The sequence below is a fragment of the Methanomassiliicoccales archaeon genome, assembly GCA_013415865.1.
In the GTDB taxonomy this organism is placed as follows: Archaea; Thermoplasmatota; Thermoplasmata; order Methanomassiliicoccales; family UBA472; genus MVRC01.
Window position 1 is genome coordinate 817,093 of sequence record CP058896.1, and the last position, 16,767, is coordinate 833,859.

The 16,767-nt window shown below is 53.6% G+C and carries 14 protein-coding genes and 1 tRNA gene; 10 read left to right on the top strand and 5 right to left on the bottom strand.

What is annotated here, in order from left to right:
• Window positions 1-23: 23 nt before the first annotated feature.
• Entirely contained in the window at window positions 24-1,799 is a 1,776-nt protein-coding gene (locus tag HPY73_03980) for a KamA family radical SAM protein (protein QLH75654.1), read from the bottom strand.
• Between the two features lie 384 nt (window positions 1,800-2,183).
• Here HPY73_03980 and HPY73_03985 point away from each other — a divergent pair, with 384 nt between their 5' ends.
• The gene (locus tag HPY73_03985; protein ID QLH74688.1) at window positions 2,184-2,822 is read left to right on the top strand and encodes a 50S ribosomal protein L15e; all 639 of its coding nucleotides are present in this window, start codon (window positions 2,184-2,186) and stop codon (window positions 2,820-2,822) included.
• 17 nt (window positions 2,823-2,839) lie between these two features.
• Here HPY73_03985 and HPY73_03990 read toward each other — a convergent pair whose 3' ends face one another.
• The gene (locus HPY73_03990) at window positions 2,840-3,697 is read right to left on the bottom strand and encodes a hypothetical protein (protein ID QLH74689.1); all 858 of its coding nucleotides are present in this window, start codon (window positions 3,695-3,697) and stop codon (window positions 2,840-2,842) included.
• Window positions 3,698-3,780: 83 nt separating this feature from the next.
• Here HPY73_03990 and HPY73_03995 point away from each other — a divergent pair, with 83 nt between their 5' ends.
• Genes HPY73_03995 through HPY73_04005 form a run of 3 tightly spaced genes read left to right on the top strand, consistent with a single transcriptional unit; the run spans window position 3,781 to window position 6,327 of the window.
• Entirely contained in the window at window positions 3,781-4,626 is an 846-nt protein-coding gene (locus tag HPY73_03995) for a sulfite exporter TauE/SafE family protein (protein ID QLH74690.1), read from the top strand.
• Entirely contained in the window at window positions 4,626-4,958 is a 333-nt protein-coding gene (locus HPY73_04000) for a DUF1634 domain-containing protein (protein ID QLH74691.1), read from the top strand. The genes HPY73_03995 and HPY73_04000 overlap by 1 nt, the downstream gene beginning before the upstream one ends.
• A 55-nt stretch (window positions 4,959-5,013) precedes the next feature.
• Entirely contained in the window at window positions 5,014-6,327 is a 1,314-nt protein-coding gene (locus HPY73_04005; GenBank protein ID QLH74692.1) for an MFS transporter, read from the top strand.
• 4 nt (window positions 6,328-6,331) lie between these two features.
• Here HPY73_04005 and HPY73_04010 read toward each other — a convergent pair whose 3' ends face one another.
• Both HPY73_04010 and HPY73_04015 read right to left on the bottom strand, forming a co-directional pair.
• A complete protein-coding gene (locus HPY73_04010; GenBank protein QLH74693.1) occupies window positions 6,332-6,670 on the bottom strand; it encodes a hypothetical protein in 339 nt (112 codons plus the stop codon).
• Window positions 6,667-6,783 (bottom strand): flavodoxin family protein, encoded by a 117-nt coding sequence (locus tag HPY73_04015; GenBank protein QLH74694.1) that lies wholly within the window; start codon window positions 6,781-6,783, stop codon window positions 6,667-6,669. Before HPY73_04015 ends, HPY73_04010 begins: the two co-directional genes overlap by 4 nt.
• A gap of 155 nt (window positions 6,784-6,938) precedes the next feature.
• On the opposite strand from HPY73_04015, the gene HPY73_04020 reads away from it, so the two are divergent.
• From HPY73_04020 to HPY73_04030, 3 genes are all read left to right on the top strand, one after another.
• Window positions 6,939-7,961, top strand: a complete 1,023-nt coding sequence (locus HPY73_04020) for a flippase-like domain-containing protein (protein ID QLH74695.1) — start codon at window positions 6,939-6,941, stop codon at window positions 7,959-7,961.
• Between the two features lie 14 nt (window positions 7,962-7,975).
• Window positions 7,976-8,710 (top strand): glycosyltransferase family 2 protein, encoded by a 735-nt coding sequence (locus HPY73_04025; protein ID QLH74696.1) that lies wholly within the window; start codon window positions 7,976-7,978, stop codon window positions 8,708-8,710.
• Between the two features lie 420 nt (window positions 8,711-9,130).
• Complete coding sequence (locus tag HPY73_04030) at window positions 9,131-10,360, top strand: DUF2029 domain-containing protein (protein QLH74697.1); 1,230 nt, start codon at window positions 9,131-9,133, stop codon at window positions 10,358-10,360.
• Between the two features lie 151 nt (window positions 10,361-10,511).
• Here HPY73_04030 and HPY73_04035 read toward each other — a convergent pair.
• Window positions 10,512-10,598: transfer RNA gene (locus HPY73_04035), tRNA-Leu, on the bottom strand.
• A gap of 272 nt (window positions 10,599-10,870) precedes the next feature.
• Here HPY73_04035 and ppk1 point away from each other — a divergent pair.
• Genes ppk1 through HPY73_04050 form a run of 3 tightly spaced genes read left to right on the top strand, consistent with a single transcriptional unit; the run spans window position 10,871 to window position 16,711 of the window.
• Window positions 10,871-12,967, top strand: a complete 2,097-nt coding sequence (ppk1, locus tag HPY73_04040) for a polyphosphate kinase 1 (GenBank protein QLH75655.1) — start codon at window positions 10,871-10,873, stop codon at window positions 12,965-12,967.
• Window positions 12,954-15,152 carry a CHAD domain-containing protein gene (locus HPY73_04045; protein ID QLH74698.1) on the top strand — a complete coding sequence of 733 codons (2,199 nt, stop codon included), beginning with the start codon at window positions 12,954-12,956 and terminating at the stop codon, window positions 15,150-15,152. Before ppk1 ends, HPY73_04045 begins: the two co-directional genes overlap by 14 nt.
• Entirely contained in the window at window positions 15,149-16,711 is a 1,563-nt protein-coding gene (locus HPY73_04050) for a Ppx/GppA family phosphatase (protein ID QLH74699.1), read from the top strand. The genes HPY73_04045 and HPY73_04050 overlap by 4 nt, the downstream gene beginning before the upstream one ends.
• Window positions 16,712-16,767: the final 56 nt, after the last annotated feature.

Consider the following 16,767-nt stretch of genomic DNA (forward strand, 5'->3'; position numbering starts at 1 on the left):
CCAGAACTAGACATCCCATCGTCCTAGAAATAATACCATATGCTCCAATAGTCCGCAGGGTCCTCGCCTATCCCGTCGAGCCTGTCAAGATAGCCCATGATCGGTACATCCTTATAAACATAGGTCGGGGCCATTACGATGTTCTTTTCCCAAGGGTGGAACTCGTAGACCCGTTCGCCCTGAGCTGAGATCATTATCATATCATGATGTTGCCATGCCCGAAGATGGTTCTTCCCTAATGCAGGTATGTTGAACACCGGCTCGTCCGTCCTGGTAAGGCCTGGTAGCAGCCTCGCCTCCTCCTTCCGCTCCTGAAGGATCCTGGCGATGGGCACCCTGAACCATTCTGTCTCTTCCTTCCCTTTGGTGTTGAAGGTGTAGTAAGGATCGACCCCTGATCGTTTAACGATGTCCCTCAGCAGTGCGGTCTCGAACCTCCTGCTGTTCTCGAAGGTGAAGACCTGTTGATTATAGACAGATATGCCCCTCCTTCTGATCGATACGACCGCCCTGACGAGGTCCGGAGTGACCTCATACGGATGTTCTATATGAGTTACGACGCAGACCTCTCTCCTTGGGGGGTCATGCACTGCCTCTATCTCGTCAAGGAACGAGGGCGTGACCCTCATGGGAAGGACCACTGGCACCCTCGTTCCGATCCTGATCCTCGTGATATGCTCAAGCTCAGCGAGCCTACCTAGCAGACTGCCAAGGACCTCGTCCCCCAACAATACAGGGTCCCCTCCTGTGACAAGGACCTCGTTCACCATTGGATGCTCAGCGAACCAATGGACCGCGGCTGAGATGGACCCCTCGTCCACTGCAGCATCCTCAGCATCGACCTCCCTTATCTCCCAGTTCCTCTGACAATAGACGCATATCTGTGCACAGGAGCTGTATGGCTTCATGATGGCGATTATCGGATACCTCCTGGTTATCAAGGGCGCAGGGGAGGTGAGCCCTTCCTTCATGAAGTCCAGCTCCTCCTTGGCTCCTTTCTTTGACAGCACCCTCTTAAGATAACCTAGTCGAGGTATCACCTGGGCCCTTACCGCATGGTCCCTTGTCCTCGATGGTCCTCTGTCCATCAATGAGACATAGTACGGGGTGATGCCGAACGGGACCTTGTTCTCTACTGCCAGGTCGATCGCTGCCCTTTCCTCCTCGGTCAGCTCGATCATGTCTTGGAGGTGCTGGGAGTCCCTGACGGTATTCCTTCTATGCCATGAGTGGTCCTCCCAATCATCAAATGATCCCCCTATCACCTCAAGGACCCTTTCCTTGTTCTTCTCCCTTAGCTCTATTATCTCCTTGTCCAGGCCAGAAGGGTATCTCGACATGAAGGTCCTGCATCTCATTGCCAGGGCATCAAGGTGGTCGGACCTCCTCCTCGAGACCTCAAACCGATCGATGCCTGTGAACGTAGGGGCCTCCTCGTTGTATATCCCTGACATCGCCAAGGCCCCTTTCATCACGTTTATGACATCAGCGTAGAAATGGTAAGAGTATTCGGTCTCAGAATAATTGTCATATGCGGCCAACAGGCCCTTGAGGACGCTGCACCCAGATATGATCTCGTTCCTGACGCTCATGAAGTTCTCAAGCGTCCCGATGCAGTTTAAGGCGACGACCCTCTCAAGGTCCTCGGTCCTGCAATCTGGACCATAATAATGGTCCTTCCTGCTTTGCAGAAGCTCGACGATCTTGTCCCTGGATTCATCTATTTCAGTTGCCGATGATAGGATCGTGTCCATCTCTGGGTCCATCTTTCTCAGGTGCTCCTTGAAGGACCTGATCATGTTCTCATGGCCCCTTTCATCCCTGCTAAGGAAAAAGAAGGGCCGCCCATAGGCCTGACCGCTTTTAATTATGATATCATTTGTAGAGCACATATCTTCCACATCCAGTTCTGCGAACACATGGTCATCGGGGCAGAGGCAATGAGAAAAATGAGGAAAGAGAAGGATTATCATTGTCCCGAATCCTCGGCAGCCCATCATGCCATAGATGAAGAAGATGGCATGGAAAGCTCGACATGGGATGCTCATAAGCATGTTGAGAATGATTTATATAGGGTCATTCATTTGCCATCCTGCTCTCTATGGCGAGACGACGAGTCTCGCAGGAAATGTGCCCTTCGGGGTGAATCCCTGCCCGCCAATAAGAAGCGTACGGTGATAACGATGGAGACGAACCAGAATGCCTCTGAGGAGGCCAAGAAGAAGGTCGCAGGCAAGAGCATGTACAGTTACATCGCCGAGGCCTGGAACAGACCGAGCAAGACCTATGTTGATGACCTTATGTTCGAACGCCTTATCCAGTGGAGGCGCGAGGAGAACTTTTGTCGTGTTGAGCGGCCTACCAGGCTGGACCGTGCCCGCGCCCTCGGCTACAAGGCCAAACAGGGATTCGTCATCGTGCGCGGTCACGTCAGGAAGGGTTCTCTGCAGCGCAGGAAGATGAGGTGGAAGGGGCGGCGCGCAAAGAGAAAGGGGATCAACAAGCTTACCATGGGGAAGAACTTACAATGGATATGTGAGGAGAGGGCATCCAAGAAGTACCCCAACCTCGAGATACTGAACTCCTACTGGGTAGGGGAGGACGGCAAGAGGGTGTGGTTCGAGATCATCATGGTGGACAAGCATCACCCTGTCATCAGGTCTGATAGGTCGATCAATTGGATCTGCAGCGATAAGCAGAAGGGAAGGGTCTATCGTGGCCTTACCTCAGCAGGTCACAAGGCGCGCGGGCTCAGATGGAAAGGCAAGGGCGCTGAGAAGATGAGGCCGTCAGGCGCTGCCCACGACCACCACAACAAATAAACCATTTATCCTAATTATCAATGGCATCGGCTTATCGATGCCAGTCTTCTCTCTATTTCTTCATTCTCCATGCCTATCAGGGGAAAGAATATCGGAAGTGGCGACCTCAAATGGACGATCCGGTCCATGTCTTTGATGCGAAATCCATAGACCAGGGCCGAGACATGATGGCGCAGCGCGGCATCCTGGACGCTCTCTGTCTTTATCACTCTGATCTCAGGGTCCCAACCTCTTAGGACCGCGACCGCATCCTCAGGGCCTATGATGATGCATTTACATCCCCTCTTCATCATCAACCATGCAGCGACGGCGTCCTCTCTGGTCTCCAGCACCGCCAGCACCTTCCCCTGACTGCCCATCGGTAGACCTGCAGGTCCTTCGATGTAATCGGTGAAGATGTAGGCATGCCCGCCTCTTATCTCCACATAAAAAATCACGTCTGGATGATGAATGTCCACCCTGATTCCCCGACCGGCGTTCGCCTCGAGGATCGCCTCCCCTATCTCTGCCGCAGCCTGCATGCTCGTGAAGGTGTGAGAGCCTGTCCTCCTTGCCTCGACCTTGAATGTCTGGCCTTGTGTCAGTCTTAACTTAGAGAGGGTTGCGGCGGCCTCTCGGAACTCGACCAGTCCTCCCTGGACCTTCTTCGCGATGCTTATCGATGCCACCCCGAAGACGCGCTTGATGGATCTGGCCGCACCCTCGATATCATTCGACTCTATGTAGAACCTACCGTTCTCGCTGGAGACCAATGCCTCAACGCCATCATGTGCCAGCATTGACATGATGTTGTCGACCAGCATCCGCTCGAACCTTGTACGGACCTTCCTGCTCTTTAGGCCCAGCTCTGCATAGCGGACAAGGATGACGTCCATGTACCGAGCGATGGTGGTGTCCTTATTAATCCCTTGCCCGACCACGAATCATTATCATCTCCCTGGAAAATCACCATTGGTCCATGGAGCCTCTCATCGCCCTGACGATAATCTCGCTTTCAGTTCTTGCAGGCCTTGTAGGCTCTCTGCTAGGTCTCGGTGGGGGTCTGATAGTTGTACCGGCCCTCACATTGGGGCTGGGCTTCTCCATGCAGGAGGCGATCGGCGCCAGCCTGATCGGGGTCATCGCATCATCCACTGGTGCAGCGGCCCGATATGTCCGGGAGGGATATGCCAACATAAAGCTGGGCATGCTCCTGGAAACGACGACGACCGTAGGGGCGATCCTGGGGGCGTTAACTGCCGTCTATTTGGACCAGATGATCCTGTTCATCCTGTTTTCGTTCGTCCTGGTCTTTGCCGCGCATAGGATGATGATGAGGAAGGAGACCGTCCATGACCCAGATGAACCGGGTGGAGATGTGGGAGAGATCGACCTTTCCTGCAGCTACTACGACCCAAGGACAAATAAAGAGGTGGCCTATGGGGTCAGGGGGATCAAGGTGGGGCTCTTTGCCAGCCTTGCCGCAGGTGGTCTTTCGGGCCTTCTTGGTGTGGGGGGAGGCGTCATCAAGGTCCCGGTGATGAACGCATACATGTGCGTGCCGATGAAGGCGGCGACGGCGACCAGCAACTTCATGATAGGGGTCACGGCCCTCTCGGGGGCATTGATATACTTCCGCTATGACCTCATCCAGCCTGTGCTGGCCGCATTGGTCGGCATCGGCGTCCTGATGGGGGCCATGGCAGGCTCCAGGATCATTGAAAGGATCGACAGCATCACTCTCAGGAAGGGGTTCGGCATCTTCCTTCTTTTCGTAGCGATCATGATGGCCCTCCGCGCCCTGGGATTGATAGAGGTGGCGTGATGACCGGAGAAAGGATCAACGAAGTGCTCCACAGGGTGCTATTGTTTGGGATGATCCTAAGCCTGACGATCATGGTGCTCGGGCTGTTGCTCCATATCGCATATGGGACGGGCAACGATGAGGTGGTCCCCATCGAGCGTCTCCCGACCGAATTGGCAAACGGAACTCCTCTGGCCATTGTCCAGCTCGGAATCCTGGTCTTGATATCGACGCCGCTTATGAGGGTGGTCGCGGCGATGGTCGTGTTCTCTTATCAAAAGGATGTCAGGTTCGTCGTTCTGTCGCTGATCGTGCTTTCAATGATCGTCGTCGCGATGCTGGTAAAGGTCTGAGCCCTACATTGCAAAGATTGATATCATCGACGATTGCTCACTCCAGAGGGATGGGATGCTGAGCGGCGGCTCCAAGGACGAGAGATGGTACTATACCTTTCTACCCTACAATATCTCTGGGGGGAGCACAAGCAACCTTATCCCCCTTTTCATGGCCCAGAGCCTTAAAGCGTCTGTGGCGGAGGTCAGCATAGTATCGGCTATCACCTCTCTGGCGTCCGTTCCAGCGAACATCTTCTGGGGGAATCTTTCAGACATCACTAAAAAAAGGAAGGTCTTCATATTGATGGGCTTCCTTGGGATGGCCCTCGCCCTCATTATGATGGGGCTCTCAACGACCTTGCCACAATATTATCTGGCAAATTTCCTGATGGGGCTATTGGCCGCCGCGGTGGCACCGGTCGGCACGGTACTTGTGCTCGAGTCGTTCCACAAGAACGAATGGGGCCGAAGGCTCGGGGACTTCAGTAAGGTTGGTGGCATCGGATGGGTCATAGGTCTTATCATCGGGACAATATGGCTCATGGTCTTCGATGGAGATGATCAGGATATGCCCATGAGGGCGCTGTTCTTCCTATCTGCCATCCTCTCATTGGCAGCGATGGTCCTGGCCATGAGATGGGTCCCTGAACCTCAGAGGAAGCTCGACCGTTCCTCTGTGGACCCTGAGGACTTCGACAACGTCCTGGTCAACATAGTGGAAAGGGCCAGATATCTTCCTCATAGGCTTATGTACACGCTCGAGGTCTCAAGGAAAAATCTGCGCGCCAGAAATTTCTCACCGACGCTCAGAAGATATTATGTGGTGGTCTTCCTCGCCTTTACAGGTTTCCTCAGCTTCTATGTCGCCCTTCCGATATTCCTATATGAAGAGGTCGGCCTGGAGAACTCGAGGGTGTTCATCGTGTACATGGCGTCCTCGATCGCATCCGCATTGTCATATGGAATCATGGGAAAGGTCATCAAAAAGAAGGGTGGTAAGAAGGTGCAGGCCTTTTGCTTCGCCGCAAGGATCTTCATCTTCCCATCCTTCTTCTTGGTGACACTATTTGATCTGTCCCCAACAATGCTCTTGGCCTCGCTCCTCGTGCTCCACGCTGGGGCCGGGCTCTGTTGGGCGGGACTGAGCGTTGCGGGCCATGAGATAGTTGGGGAGCTGTCCTTCAAGGAGACCAGGACGCAATCCCTTGGACTATACAATGCGATCCAAGGCATCGCCACCATCGCGGGGTCTTTGATCGGGGGCCTCGTCGCCGCGGTCTTCGGGTACGAGGTGCTGTTCGTCATGGCCTCGGGCTTTATTGTCCTGGCACTTTCCTTGCTATTGATGACGGATATCGACAATGGAAAGGTCGTGGAGCCTTCATAAGATGTCAAGCGGACCTTTTCGCTATCTCAACACCATAGAGCTCGGCCCTTGCCTCCTCGCCTTCAACGAGCGGGCCGGCCCCCGATTCGACAAAGAAGGCTGCTGGGTCGGTCACAAGCGGGACGCCGTACCTTTTCAACATTGAGCGTAGCTTACCAGATGCTCCCCGTGACATGCCCTTGTACCGGGTGTCGAAAACGGCCGCCCTCTTGCCTTTCCCTTCATACTTTAAGGCGTTGTTCAACAGGACCTTCATGCGGAATGTGGCCGACCCCCACCGTGTAGGACTTCCGATCACCCAGATCTCCCTGTCCTTGAAATCCTCCTCGTCAGCGAGCTTCATGCCCGTGACCAGTACGTCCTCGATGCCCCCTTCCTCAGTCCCTCGGCCACCGCCTTGGCGACCTTCTCTGTGTTACCGTACCTTGAATCGAAAACGACTATCGCCTTGGACATCTATTGGCAGCAAGGCCGTTCTATTGATATAATCGTTGAGGGCAGGAAGGCCTCTGAGATGTCTAGGTGGAATGTCTTAGAACAAAATTATTAATACACATTCAGGGGCTCAGCGCTCTGTCCTTTGATGATGGGGCGGGGAAAAGGTACTTCTGATGCAAAAGATCTCGTTCAGTGGAAAGGTCAAGATAGCCATATCCGTGGCCTTGATAATATTGGTACTCTTGTTCTCCGACATGGGGTCCATCGCAGAGGCGATGGCGGATGTCAATTGGGGCCTCATCCTTGTTGTCGTGGTCCTATATCTTGCTAACCTTGTCGTCAAGGCATATCGTTGGGGGGTCCTTGTCCAGAGCACGGGCAATAAGATGCCCTTCAGGTCGATCTTCGCTACCTTCACGTTCTCCCAGGCATTGAACAACATCATACCAGGGCGCGTGGTCGGCGAGACCTCTAGGATCTATGAGGTCAAGAAAAGGGAGGGGATGGGCGTCGGGACCAGCCTCGCGACGATCGTCACCGAGCGGTTGATGGACTTCATGGTCGTGACCGTTCTGGCGATCACCAGCCTCGTCATGCTCTTTGCTTATTTGAGCGAGGATCTGGCTGACCAATTGCTCCTCGTTGTATCTTTCCTCGTCGTTCTGAATTTCTTCCTGATCTACGTCCTCATCGATCCCGCGATAGCGAGGAAGGTCTGCGATTGGTGCGTGAACATCGTCAACAGGTTGCATCTGGGGAGCAAAGGTGACAAGCTGAATGAAATGATGATAGGTTTCGTCACCTCGTTCTCTAGCGCGGTAAACACCAAAGAAAGGAAAAATGGTAGGTACATCTGGTATGCAGGCGCTCTAACCATAGGGATCTGGACCAATGAGATAGTCCGCACATGGTTGATCATGGAGGCGTTAGGGGCAGAGGTCACGGTCCTGGCGGTCGTGGCCACCTGCAGCCTCGCATCACTTAGCGGCATCATGTTGTCTGCAGGGAGCGGGAACGTTGTCGTCTCCTCTGCAATATACACCGCAAGCGGCCTCGAGCCGGAGATCGCTGCCACGGCCGGTGTGCTGAGCGCCATGACATCGATCTGGCTATCTGTCCCGGTGAGCATAATCGCCATACTCGCCCATGACAGAAAGGCGAGGGTGAAAAAATTTCCTGAGATGGCGAATAAATGAGGGAAGTGAGATAAATGAGATGCACGACAGTGCTGCTGATCAAGAACGAGAAAGAGAACGTGCCTCCCTTGACAAAGGATATACTTGATACATACGCCGAGAACAAGATCGACGGGGAGGTGCTCCTTGTGGACGATGGCAGCACGGATGGGACATCCGAGATATGTGATGAGCTCGCGGCCAAGCATGACAGGGTACGGGTGGTCCACCATGGCGTCAACAAAGGACGGTCCTATGCCATCAGGACGGGGTTCCTGGAGGCCAAGGGCGATGTGGTCATCATCATGGACGGGGACAGACAGTATGAACCGAGGCAGATACCTCAGTTCCTGGCGAAGATCGATGAAGGATACGATGTCGTGACGGGATGGAGGCATCAAAGGACGGACCCTTTCATCCGCAAGTTCATCTCCAAGGTGTATAACAAGCGCATCATCCAAAAGAGGTTCGGGCTGAAGGTCAAGGACCAGAACAGCGGTTTCAAGGCGTTCAGACGTGAGAAGGCCATCGCAATGGATTTTAACCCCGATGGATACAAGGGCCTGCACAGGTTCATCCTTCCCTTGGCGTCGCTCAAGGGCATGAAGATCGCCGAGATACCTATCGTACATTATGCCAGACCGAGCGGTAAATCCTACATCAAGTTCTACACGGTGCCATTCATCACCCTGAGGGACTTCTCAAAGTTCAAGAAGGACCATAGGGAAGAGATCAAGGCGATGAGGGCACGAAGGGAAAGGGCAGATTGACCGGCATCAGATTGGCAGGACAATGAGGCGTCGATGGTCTTGTCTGAGATTTTAGCTTCGTTCGAATGTCGCATCGAAGTAAATTACTTCATAAAGAGGCCCTCGCCCTATTGGCCCTAATCGTTTTTTTCTGAAGATGTACCATACGCCATTATTTCATTCTGTTGATCCTCATTCCATTGTTGACCGTAACTGACCGAGGGGCCGAAATAAGATCGATGCTGGCATTCGCCCTCCCCCCCCCCACATTGTACGGATACTTTGCATCGGATGGGACCGATCGTAAGATTGCGCCGTCTAAGGAGGAAGGGCCATCGGACCTGCATTGGTCATTATTGGAACGGTCTTGATCTGCGATTCCACCAGGGTGGACTTTAAGTCTGAGAGTTTCATTACGCGGAACATTAAGAGGGGCTCTGCATGGCCGTGAACGAGGTCTTGAAAGAGGTGTGGGGAGGGATGCGCTCCCTTGACGCAAAGAGAAAGGTCGCGGTCTTGTTCGCCATTATGCTCCTGGTCTATGGAATCGGGATAATCGCCGATATGACCTATCTCTCCAAGGACGTTGCGCCCGATCTTTCCCATCCTGACATCCCGCGCTACCGCGACAGGGCCCAGACGATTATCGATGGCGGCCTGCTGTACAGGGACGTCCATACTGAGACGCCGCCTCTGATAAACTATCTTCTTGTGCCGGCGCAGCTCATGGGAGGGGCGGACCACATATGGGTCTGGAGCGTTTACTTCTCCATATTCGTATTCTTCATTTCTGTGACCCTCTATCTTTCGTTCAGAAGGATAGATGAGAACAAGGCCTTCCTCATGGCCATCCTTGTCGTGCTCTGTCCTTTCCTGATCAGCGAGTCCAGCATCGGGGAGGACGAATCGATAATGGTGTTCACGTTCATCTTGGCCGCCATCCTTATGTTCTATGACAGAAAGAAGCTCTCGGCGATCGCCATAACCGCAGGCATATGGACGAAGATGTTCCCGATTCTTCTTCTGCCAACCGAGTTCCTGAGGCAGAAGAGATGGCAGGACCGGTCCGCCCTCATCGCCATCGTGGCCGCGGTGACGCTGTTGATCACGGGGGCCTTTCTCATCCTCTGTTATGAGGACTTCACATATTTCCTGAACTTCTATTTCCTTGGCGATTCGAACAGGCCCACCGGTGGACAGAGCATCTGGCATTTCCTGCGGATGGGGGGTCTTGAGCTGCCCAGGCTCCTCGAGCTCGGTCTTGTCGGCGGTGGTCTCCTTTTGGCATACCTATACTGTCACATAAAAAAAATTGGGGTCTGGGAGAGCATCACTGTCTCGACGCTCGTCTTCTTCATCCTTTACCCAAAGGTCCACACCGGTTACTATGCAATAATATTTGTCATGTTGGCAGCCTGGGCAGTGGATAACAAAGCCATCGCCCTGAGGATCTATCTGTCATTCTTCCCCATCCTGGCCTCGGTGGCCTTCTCCGAGCTTGAGAGCGGGGAGACGTTCATCAGCTTTGATGGGAGCTGGATAATAGGACTTGTCCTAAACCTGACGGGGACGGTACTTCTCGTTGATGCGACCAGATTGGCATTGAAGAGGAGGCCATTTATTTACAATGAGCATAAGCATGGCCTAATTGAGGTGGAGGAGGTGGCTTGATGAAAGGCCTTGCCTCTTATCGCATAAATGGCCTTCGGGTGGTCAAGAGGTCGGTGTTCGAAGCGCAGTTATATAATCCCATACTCTCGGGGACGTGAATAGCTAATGAACGTTCCCGTTGGGTCGTGCTATCTACCTCTCGATGAGAATATGGTGCAGGGAAAGGGATTTGAACCCTTGGACCACTAAGGACTAGACCCTGAATCTAGCGCCGTTGGCCAGGCTTGGCTATCCCTGCTTTGGGATGAGCACAATGACCTCTTGATACAAAAACATTGTTGACCTGACATAGGGCGTCATTGCGATGCTGGGGCCGTCATGAAAGTTTGATAGATATCATGCTGTCTATATTAGACCGGCATGGTATATATTAATAGAATGAACCTGATAAATATTCAAAGGTCGTTGAGATAAGAAAACGGTCGGTCTAAAATGGAAGAGAAGAAGATGAAGGCCCAAAGGAAGGAGGTCGAGAAGAGGATGTCAAAGAGGGACATCCTGCCTAAGCAGATGCCCGGTGACCCTCTGGATGATCCAGACCTATATCTGAACCGAGAGATCGCTTGGGTGAGGTTCAATAAAAGGATCTTTGAGGAGGCCATGGACAGGTCGCACCCCCTTCTCGAAAGGGTCAAGTTCCTTGCCATATGCGGCAGCAATCTGGACGAGTTCTTCATGGTCAGGGTCTCAGGGCTGAGGAGGCAGCTCCTGAGGGGGGCCCTGGAGGCGCCGCCGGACGGTCTGACCCCCCTTGAACAGATAATGAGGATAAAGAAAGAGGTCCAGTCCATGGTCTCTGACTATTCTGCTCTATGGTTCGACGACCTTGTCCCGGCCCTCAAGGAGGAGGGCATCTTTATACATAATGTCACTGAGCTGAGCGCAAAGGAGAAAGAGTATCTCAAAGAATATTTTATCAGCACCATATTCCCAGCGCTCACCCCCTTGGCATTGGACCTTGCACATCCATTCCCGTTCATCTCGAACCTCAGCATCAATCTGGCGGTATCCTTGAAGGACCCGCGCGGCGTGCAGAAATATGCAAGGGTCAAGGTCCCAACGAACCTCTTCGGACGCTTTATCCAGATCCCAAATGAGTTCATGGAGGGGAAGGGACCGAAGAATGAGAGAGAGGTCCACTATGTTCTCATCGAGGATGTCATCGAGTCCAACCTGGACGTGCTGTTCCCAGGTATGGAGATAATCGGGTCTTACCCATTCAGGATAACAAGGGATGCTGACATCGAGATCGAGCTCGACGAGGCGGAGGACCTTCTCACGGCGGTCGAGGAGTCCGTGGAGGCAAGACGTATCGGTGCCCCCTGCAGGCTCGAGGTCGAGACCAGCATGCCAGAGAAGCTACGTGAGCTCTTCGCCAACAAGCTGGGCCTCCCTAACTACCTTGTCTTTGAGAAGGACTACCCTTTGGCGCTGGTCGACTTCTGGTATCTCGTCGGTCTGAACAGGCCAGACCTCAAGGATATTCCTTTCATGCCTTATGTCCATCCCGACCTCTCCGATAAGAGGATATTATCCTCGATCGAGCACAAGGACTATGTCCTTTATCATCCCTATGACAGTTTCGGCATGGTCGTCAATCTGCTCAAGGAGGCAGCGGTGGACCCAGACGTTCTGGCCATCAAGATAACATTATATCGCATCGACCATGACTCGCAGGTCATCGAGGCTCTCAAAGAGGCGAGGCGCAACAAGAAACAGGTCGCCGCCCTGGTCGAGCTTAAGGCCAGGTTCGATGAGGAGAATAACATCATCTGGGCGAGGGCCCTCGAAGAGGCCGGCGTGCATGTGGTCTATGGCCTCGTGGACCTCAAGGTGCACGCGAAGGTATGCCTTATAGTCAAAAGGGCCAAGAACGGGATCACCCGCATCGCCCACATCAGCTCTGGGAATTATAACTCCGCTACAGCAAGGGTCTACGGGGACATCGGATATCTGACCGCCGATGATGATATTTGCTCCGATGTGCAGGACCTTTTCAATTCGCTCACTGGCTACTCCCACAAGGAGGACTACCGGACATTGTTGGTGGCACCTCACTCTCTGAGAAAGGAGATCTTGAAAAGGATAGAGAGGGAGATCGAGCGCCATAAAGACAAGCAGGATGGATACATCGCTTGGAAATTGAACGCGCTTGTTGATAAAGAGATAATTAAGGCCCTTTACAGAGCATCCCAGGCCGGTGTAAGGATCGACCTCAATGTCAGAGGTCTGTGCTGCCTGAGGCCCGGTGTGAAGGGCGTCAGCGAGAACATCAAGGTAAGGTCCATCGTCGGCCGCTTCCTCGAGCATGCTAGGATATACTATTTCAGGAACGGAGGCGACGAAGAGGTGCTTCTTGGTAGCAGCGACATGATGCCTAGGAACCTGAACCGCAGGGTCGAGGTCCTTTTCCCTGTCCCTGATGAGACGATCAGGAGATCGATCATCAAGGACATGTTGGAGGTCCACTTGGCGGACAATGTCAAGGCCAGAGAGCTCCTCGCCGATGGTACCTATAGATCAGTGAGGGTGAAAAAGGGCGAAAAGAGATTCAACTCGCAACTTTGGTTGATCAAGAACAGAGGAAGATGGCATGGTAATGCCTGAGTCCGGTTATCTGCGCTTTGCGGCCCTGACGATACAGCGTCAGATGGATGATCTTGAAAGAGAGCTGAGGGGGGCCTCCAAAGATGCGGATATCGAGTTCGTCCACCGTTCCAGGGTCGCATCAAGACGATTGAGGGCATCCCTGGGCACCTTCTATGATTGTCTTCCAAAGGACAAAAGGAAGGTCTGGATGAGGACGGTGAAGGGCGTGACAAGGTCCCTTGGCGAGGCGAGGGACCTTGATGTCCAGATCGAGTTCCTGATGAGCTATATCTCAAAAAAAGAGGATGATGCCTCCCTGCATCGCCTTCTTGCCTCACTGTGCAAAAAAAGAAATTTGGCACAGGCCAGCGTCGACCGGTCAGTCAAAGAATTGATAGAGGAAGGTGCTCTAAGGTCCCTGAAGGATTGGTGCGATGATTCCCTCTCTTATGTTGATGACCTCAGGGCAATTAAGCGCAAGGCCCTCATCGGAGCGATGGCTGGCATCGATGACCTGTTCGAGTTCGACAGATATGTACAAGACCCTTCGGCCGTCATCGAGCATCATGAGATGAGGATCGCGACAAAGAAGCTCCGATACACTCTGGAGATCTTCTCAGGGGTCTTTGAGGGGGGCCTTAGGCCCTACATCAAGAAATTAAAGGAGCTGCAGGATGTATTGGGAGAGATGCACGATTGCGATGTCTGGACGTCTATGCTCGCAAGGATCAAGGGGGGCGGCGCGGCCAGCCTGAAGGCGGACAGGGAGGCGCGGCGGTCAGAACTCTATGACGATTTCACAAAGATGTGGGCCGAGATAAAGGAAGGAACGATCCCCAGGCTTGAAGCGGCGGTCAGGGATGGCGGAAGTGTCGCAAAGGTCCCTATGTCAGATGGCCCAGTGGCGATCATTTCAGACATACACGGAAACTTGCCAGCATTGCTCGCGGTCCTCAAAGATGCCGATGAGGCCGGGGCAGTCGCAGTGATCAACGCCGGCGATTCTGTAGGACCTGCGCCTTTCAATCCTGAGGTCATCGCCGAACTGACAGGGAGAGGGGCGATAAGCGTGATCGGGAACTTCGACAGGGAGATGTTAGCATTCAAAGAAGGAGGGTCGGAGAGCAAAAAGGTCCCCCGGTCAAAAGAGGTGATCATAAAAAAGATCGTTCGACAGTTGGGGAGGGCGGAGTGCGATTGGCTCCTGTCCCTGCCTGAGAGGGTGCTCATCGATGTCGGGGGGAAGAATGTTTTGGTGGTCCATGCCAGCCCGACCTCAAGGGAAGAGAAGGTCATGCCATCGACGTCAAAGGATAGGTTGAAGGAGCTGGCCGTCGCGGCAAAGGCCGATGTCATTATAACAGGGCATTCGCACATCCCGCTGGACGTTGAAGAGGCCGAAGCTCGTTTCATCAACCCAGGGAGCGTTGGAAGGCAGGTAGACGGAGACCCTCGGGCGTCATATACAATCTGGTACCCTAAGGAGGGCGTGGTAAAAATGAGGAGGACGGCCTACCCATTGCATGAGCTCATTGACAGGTTCAAGGAGCTGAGATGGTCCTCCAAAGAATGCTTGGCCTATGCTTCAGGAGGCAGAGAAAAAGGGACCCGGGCCAAGGGTGACGTGGACCCCGTCCGAGCATTGAGCGCCGCAGAGTCCTTGGCGATGGAACATGGACATCTTGATGCACATACCCTACATGTAAGGGACCTTTCCCTAAAGCTCTTCGATGCGCTGTCGAGAGATCTTGACCTTGCTCCCAGCGACCGAGTCCTGTTGGAATGCGCTGCAATCGTTCACGATATCGGATGGGCCTGGGGGGGGAAGGGGCACAACCGCTCTTCCTTCGACCTTGTGATGATGTCGAGCGCCTTTGACCTGCCTCTCGTTCAAAAAATCATCGTCGCCAGCATCTGTCGTTATCATAGAGGTAAAGGGCCCAAACGTTCGCATGGGAACCTTGACCTTCTTGACCGTGAGGACCGTGCCAAGGTGGTCCGCTTGGCCTCCCTCCTCAGGATAGCGGACGGCCTGGACCATGACCATGGAAAGAAGGCAGAGATCTCGTCGGTCAAGATCGTCAAGGGCGAGCTTGCGATCGAACTTGTAGACCCTTCAGTATGCGAAGAGAACATTAAGGCGGCCCTTGGTAAGTCAAACCTCTTCTCTGAGCTGACCGGGATGAAGGTGAGGATCGGATGACAGATGTGACTGTCCCAAAGGTCGTGGCCTTTGTGGACATAGGAACGAACTCTATCAGGCTCCTTGTGGTCAGGATCAATATGAACGGCTCTTACATCATATTGAGCCAGGAAAAAGAGACGGTCCGGCTTGGCGAATCGGAGTTCAAAGAGGGTTTCATAATTCCCGCGGCGATGGAGCGGGCAGTCCTGGTCTGCAGGAAGTTCGTAGAGCTGGCCAAGTACTACAAGGCAGAGGAGATCATATCTGTGGCCACTTCCGCCGCAAGAGAGGCCAGGAACCAGGCGGAACTTCTCGAGAGGATCAAGATGGAGGCGGGCCTCGATGTCAGCGTCATCTCGGGAAAAGAAGAGGCCAGGTTGATATACCTAGGTGTATCGAGCGGTATCAACATCGGACATAGGAAGGCCCTCTTCATAGACATCGGAGGGGGAAGCTGCGAAATCATGATAGGGGACCAGTTCGGTCACTCGTACCTCGACAGCCTTGATCTGGGTGCGATAAGGATCAGCTCTCTATTCCTGCCTGATGGGCACCGAGGTCCAGTCACCTCGGAGATGTATTCCCGTATGAAGAAGCACGCCAAGGCCGCTACCGTGAGGACCAAGAAGAGGGTGGAGGAGGAGGAAATATCGATCGCTGTGGCTTCGTCAGGCACGGCCATCAACCTCGCTCAGATCGCCGCAAGGTTGTTCGACCTCCCCTTGGACAAGCAAATGACCCTCAAAAGAGCACATCTCAAGAAGGTCGCCTCGATGCTCTGCTCTCTTCCTCTTGAGAAGAGGAGGTCGGTGCCTGGAATAAATCCAGAAAGGGCGGACATCATCATAGGGGGGGCGGCAGTGCTCGAGACGCTGATGGAGGAGCTCCACATCGAAGAGGTCGTCATAAGCGAGAGGGGTCTGAGGGACGGGATGCTGATCGAGTATCTGGCAGAAAAAGGTCTGCTTCCGAGCGTCGGTGAAACGGATGTGCGTGCCCGGAGCGTGATGCAGCTAGCTGGATCATGCAACATCGATGAGGAGCATGCAAAGAGGGTGAGGGATATGGCACTGAGATTGTTTGACTCCGGCGCAGAAAAGAGGCTGCATCCGTACAGGAAGGATGAGCGGGACCTTCTCGAGCACGCAGCATTCCTGCATGACATTGGTGATTTCATATCCTTCAGCGACCACCATCTACACTCGTACTACATCATATCGCACTCAGAACTCCTAGGGTTCGACCAGAGGGAGATCTCGGTCATAGCGAACGTGGCCAAGTTCCATAGGAAACGGGCCCCTCGCAAAAAGGATCCGGAATTGAGCGGATTGGACGATAGGTCCCAAAAGGTCGTTATCGTCCTCGCGGCGCTCCTTAGGATCGCCGAGAGCCTGGACAGAAGCCACATGGGCATAGTGGTCTCGTCCGAGTTCGTCAAGGTCGATAAGAAAAAGGCGGTCCTGCGTATTGTCACCAAGGACGATTGTCAGCTCGAATGCTGGGGAGTTGAGTCGCACAGAAGGGCCTTCGAGAAGGCCTTCGGCAGGGAGCTGGTGATCGAGGTCGCCAGATCGTAATGGTGCTGATTATCGATATGCGAAATTGATAACGCCAAGCTTTTATTTCTGGTCTC

What these genes read in the sequence shown, in the direction of transcription:
- HPY73_03990 (QLH74689.1), bottom strand. Translation starts at nt 3,697, where the DNA reads ATGGACGTCATCCTTGTCCGCTATGCAGAGCTGGGCCTAAAGAGCAGG.
- HPY73_04025 (QLH74696.1), top strand. Translation starts at nt 7,976, where the DNA reads ATGAGATGCACGACAGTGCTGCTGATCAAGAACGAGAAAGAGAACGTG.
- HPY73_04010 (QLH74693.1), bottom strand. Translation starts at nt 6,670, where the DNA reads ATGAAGCTCGCTGACGAGGAGGATTTCAAGGACAGGGAGATCTGGGTG.
- HPY73_04045 (QLH74698.1), top strand. Translation starts at nt 12,954, where the DNA reads ATGGTAATGCCTGAGTCCGGTTATCTGCGCTTTGCGGCCCTGACGATA.
- HPY73_04020 (QLH74695.1), top strand. Translation starts at nt 6,939, where the DNA reads ATGCAAAAGATCTCGTTCAGTGGAAAGGTCAAGATAGCCATATCCGTG.
- HPY73_03980 (QLH75654.1), bottom strand. Translation starts at nt 1,799, where the DNA reads ATGATCAGGTCCTTCAAGGAGCACCTGAGAAAGATGGACCCAGAGATG.
- HPY73_04000 (QLH74691.1), top strand. Translation starts at nt 4,626, where the DNA reads ATGACCGGAGAAAGGATCAACGAAGTGCTCCACAGGGTGCTATTGTTT.
- HPY73_04030 (QLH74697.1), top strand. Translation starts at nt 9,131, where the DNA reads ATGGCCGTGAACGAGGTCTTGAAAGAGGTGTGGGGAGGGATGCGCTCC.
- ppk1 (QLH75655.1), top strand. Translation starts at nt 10,871, where the DNA reads ATGCCCGGTGACCCTCTGGATGATCCAGACCTATATCTGAACCGAGAG.
- HPY73_04050 (QLH74699.1), top strand. Translation starts at nt 15,149, where the DNA reads ATGACAGATGTGACTGTCCCAAAGGTCGTGGCCTTTGTGGACATAGGA.
- HPY73_04015 (QLH74694.1), bottom strand. Translation starts at nt 6,783, where the DNA reads ATGTCCAAGGCGATAGTCGTTTTCGATTCAAGGTACGGTAACACAGAG.
- HPY73_03985 (QLH74688.1), top strand. Translation starts at nt 2,184, where the DNA reads ATGGAGACGAACCAGAATGCCTCTGAGGAGGCCAAGAAGAAGGTCGCA.
- HPY73_03995 (QLH74690.1), top strand. Translation starts at nt 3,781, where the DNA reads ATGGAGCCTCTCATCGCCCTGACGATAATCTCGCTTTCAGTTCTTGCA.
- HPY73_04005 (QLH74692.1), top strand. Translation starts at nt 5,014, where the DNA reads ATGCTGAGCGGCGGCTCCAAGGACGAGAGATGGTACTATACCTTTCTA.